The 4,056-nt window shown below is 66.6% G+C and carries 2 protein-coding genes; both read left to right on the top strand.

All coding sequences use genetic code 11. The annotated features are described in order from the left end of the window. The first annotated feature begins 392 nt into the window (after positions 1–392). Positions 393–590: a hypothetical protein gene (locus ABZ810_RS47555; RefSeq protein WP_358415451.1), complete on the top strand. Its 198-nt coding sequence runs from the start codon at positions 393–395 to the stop codon at positions 588–590. Positions 591–1,665: 1,075 nt separating this feature from the next. After that, positions 1,666–2,955 (top strand): DUF222 domain-containing protein, encoded by a 1,290-nt coding sequence (locus tag ABZ810_RS47560; protein WP_358415454.1) that lies wholly within the window; start codon positions 1,666–1,668, stop codon positions 2,953–2,955. Positions 2,956–4,056: the final 1,101 nt, after the last annotated feature.

Below are 4,056 nucleotides of genomic sequence, written 5' to 3' on the forward strand. Positions count from 1 at the left end.
ACCGGCCCTCCCCGGGTGACCGGCCCCCTCCGGCGACCGGCCCTCCTCCGGTGACCGGCTCTGCTCCGGTGACCGGCCCTCCCCGGGTGACCGGCCCCCTCCGGCGACCGGCCCTCCTCCGGTGACCGGCTCTGCTCCGGTGACCGGCCCTCCCCGGGTGACCGGCTGGGCGCGGGGGGCAGCCAGCTCTGGATCGGATCTCCCTTGGTGATCTGCTCTCCTGGGTGATCTGCTCCCCTGCGCTGATCTGCTCTTTCCCGGTGATCGGCTTGCCCCCTTGGCTATCGACGACCGCTGAACGCCGGAGATCGATGCAACCCACGGAGCCTTCGATGACGAATATCCAGCAGAGGCGTTCGTCGCGACGGGACGGAACACCCCTGGAGGGCGAGATGGAGAAATGGCTCGTGACGTACACGACGGCTGAGGACGGGGTCCTCTGGGACTCCCCTTCACCTCAATGGTCGTGCGAGGTGGAGATCGAGCCCACCGGACCCGACCGGGCGGCGACGATCGAGCAGATCCGCGCCCTTATCGCCGAGAAGACCAGTGGCGCCGGCACCTATGTCGACGCCACCAAGGTCGGGTAGGCGCCGCGTCCGCCCGGCCGTGGCGAGCCTATGTCGCCGCCACGGCCGGTGCCTCGTCTACCTGTCGTTCCAGGCGTGATGCGCGCACGCACGCGCGACAAGCCCATGGTTAGCAGCTCTCCTCGCTCCGACCGGACAGCCTCCATCAACTCCCCCACCCTGCAGCCAAGCCGAGGGCAACCTCAGACCTCCGGTCGTTCTGGAAGCGTGAGCACTGCGTAGCCCAAGCGCAGGGACGCGGCTCGCAGCTACTTCGGTCCCTTAGAGGTCCACTCGGCCTACTTCAATCTCCCCAGGAGGCCAGCGAACGTCAGGAAACTCCTAGCAGGGTGATCATTGGCGCGGCTGACGGTGGTGATTTGAGTGCTGCTAGTTGCCTGGCAGACCTGGGGGCGCTTCGCGCTCTGCGGTGTCGGTCACCCCTTTAGCTGATGCCCATCCTCCGGGTTCAGGTAAGCGCGGTCAACTGTTCCAACTCAGCAGCGACAAGAAAGTGGGTGGAGAGCTGGGATTTGGCGCCTCTCTGCGGGTCAACATATCTTCGGTTAGATCATTAGCCCCTTCGGGGTTGGCGGCCCCGGTCACCCCTATGGTTACGCGTGGGCGCCCGAGTGCGGGTGGGTGCGGTCTGCTGTTCAAACACGGCAGCGACAAGAAAGTGGGTGGGGGGGGGTCTCGCTTCTCTGTCATGGTGCGGGTGCTGGTGATCGCTGATGTTCGAACTTTGGGGCCGCGCGAAGCGCGGGTTTTCGCCGCGGCCTCAGGCGGCAGCGCCGCCTCGGTCTCATCGCCTCCTTGGGTTTCTGGGACCTGCGCCAACGTGACAGCAACGCTCGGAGGGGCGGAGGCTTGTGCGTGGTGGGTCAGTCCGGCTCCGCTCAGCCATCCACCAGCAGTAACCGGCTTTCCCCGACTCACCCGTCCCGGGCCACCCGCCGACCGGTGGACGATCAACCACCCAACGGTGCCGCCCGTCGCGACCTGTTTGCGCCCGGTGAATTGATGGCCACCTGCGGCCATCCGAAATGTCCGTAATCAGATAATTGCAATCCGTCATCGTCGATATAATCAAGACATGCATTCGATCGTCGCGGATCTAGAAACCGCTTCCACCGCAGAATTGGTGGAAGCGGTAGCCGCGATCGCCACCCACCTCGCCCACAGGCCCGCCCCCGACTCCGGCGCCGCCTGCATGGAGCTGACCGAGACCCTCGCGAGGGCCGCAGATCAAATCGAATTCGCGCTCGCGGGCACGATCGCAATAGTGGACCGCACCGGCGAAATGAAGCACTGGGGCCTCCCCTCAACGCAGGCGTGGCTGCGGTGCCGTCTGGGGATGCGGGAAGGCCGCGCCAAGGAACGCATCACCCTGGCCCGGCAACTCCCACGCTTGGAGCGGGTGAGCAAGGACCTGGCCACCGGTGACCTGTCCCTCGGCTACGCCGCCACCGTCGCCGACGCCGTCCAACGGCTCAACGACGAGGACTGTGCGGCCGCCGAGGACATCCTGTTGAACGCCGCCAACGACGGGCTGTCGGCGGGCAAGGTCGCCCGGCTCGGCCGCAAGATCCACGATCTGGTGGCCGAGCAGAACGGCACCGAGAAAGCCCCCGAGGACGTCAAACGCGGTTATGAGCGGTCCTGGTTGACGTTGAGCCGGTCGTTGGATGGCGGGTCGTATGTGAACGGGTGGCTCAATCCCGAAGACACCGCGATCCTGGACGGCGTCCTCGGCCCGCTGACCAAGCCAGCCGGGACCGACGACCGGCGTGACTTGGGCGAGCGGACGGCAGCGGCCCTGACCACCGTGCTGTCGCACGGGCACAAGGACACCCGCGTCACCGTCATCGCCAACCTGGAGACGCTGATGGGCGAGGATGCGCCCGGTTGGCTGCGGGACGGCACCCCCATCCCTGCCGAGCAGGTGCGGCGGCTGGCGCTCACCGCCGGAGTCTCACCGCTGCTTCTGGGGCCGGGGAACGTGCCGCTCTACCTGGGCCACACCACCCGCATCGCCAGCCCAGGCCAACGCCGGATCCTGGAAACCCAATACGACACCTGCGCCGTCCACGGGTGTGAGGTGCCGGGCTTCCTGTGCGAAGTCGACCACGTCAACGGGTGGGCGCTGGGAAACAGCCCGACCGACATCAACAAACTCGCCCTGTGCTGCGGCTGGCACAACCGGTGGAAACACACCCACCCCGACCAGATACAGATCACCAAAGACCAGCACGCACGCTACGTCTATCGGGCACTACCACCCGACGGGATCACAAGATCCAGACGCGGCAGATGGCCCACCGGACGAACACTCAACCCCGGCGACAGCGACAACCCCTGGGGTGATCACCACCTCGCAGCCTGACCCCACCCCACAACCAGCCCACGGCCCGGCGGACAGCACACCACCGGGCCTACAGGCGCGCCCCGGATCGTTCAGGCACTGGCAGTGCCACACACCACCGCAGAGCCGTTCGCGCGCCTGCGCGTGCCCGCGTCCGCCGGAGCGCCCGCACCGAGGATCGGGCGGCTGCGCTGGGGGCGCTGGCCGATCTGGTGCTGTGCTGCCGTTCCAGCACGTCGGCACCGAGAACCAACGCGTAGAGCCCCCATTACCTTCTTGGTGGCCCCGCAGCGGGGCGCCCGGCCTCCGGGTCCGGCATGACTGTTCCCCCTGTTGAACTCATAACCTGGGGGTGGTGTCACCGGCCCGGAGGCATCGACAGACCGCTGATTAGGGGCATGACCACCGGCGCGTCCGCAGGGCGGGGAACCGGAAGATCGCCAGGACATCCTCAGCCGGCCAGACTCGAAGTTCAGAAAACTCAGCGCCACCCGGACGCGACAGCACCACCTCAGCGCGCGGCAACGGCACAACCTCGGCACCCTCGGAGTACTCGAACCTCCAACCGTGCTCCACCACAAGATCCAACACGGACTGTCAGTCCTCCGCTGAGATACCGCGCACGCACAGACCCGGCAACGCCCCATCAACTGCGGCTCGAAACACCACCCCACGTCACCCCACAACAGATCAGCCACCGCCCCACCGTGCCCTCCCCACCGCCCCCACCGACTCGATTCCTTTGACGAATCCCAAAGGGGGCTCCTGCCAGGTCCTCTGCGGTCGGGGCACCGGCAAGCGACGCCACTGGCGGAGCCCACAGTTGTCACGCGCAGCTGAAGGCCGACATTGATGACAACACCGTTCTGGTGCAGCTGGTGGCCATGGGGCTGCTTGCCCCACGTCCAGCAACGGACGGGGGCGTCGGCCCCACGCAAGCGGAGGGGGTATCTCTCCAAGTGTGGAAAGTGATCTTGCTGGGAAGTGAGTGATCTGGGCCGATGGTCCACTTCTTCGGGGGGAAGCGTCATCATGTCGATCATCGAGGGTGTCGACGGTTCGACGTCGACTACGGTAAGTGATCTTGCGTCTACTGTGGTGGACGTGGCCGAGACCGAGCGT

The sequence above is a fragment of the Spirillospora sp. NPDC047279 genome (genome assembly GCF_040643285.1).
In the GTDB taxonomy this organism is placed as follows: Bacteria; Actinomycetota; Actinomycetes; order Streptosporangiales; family Streptosporangiaceae; genus Spirillospora.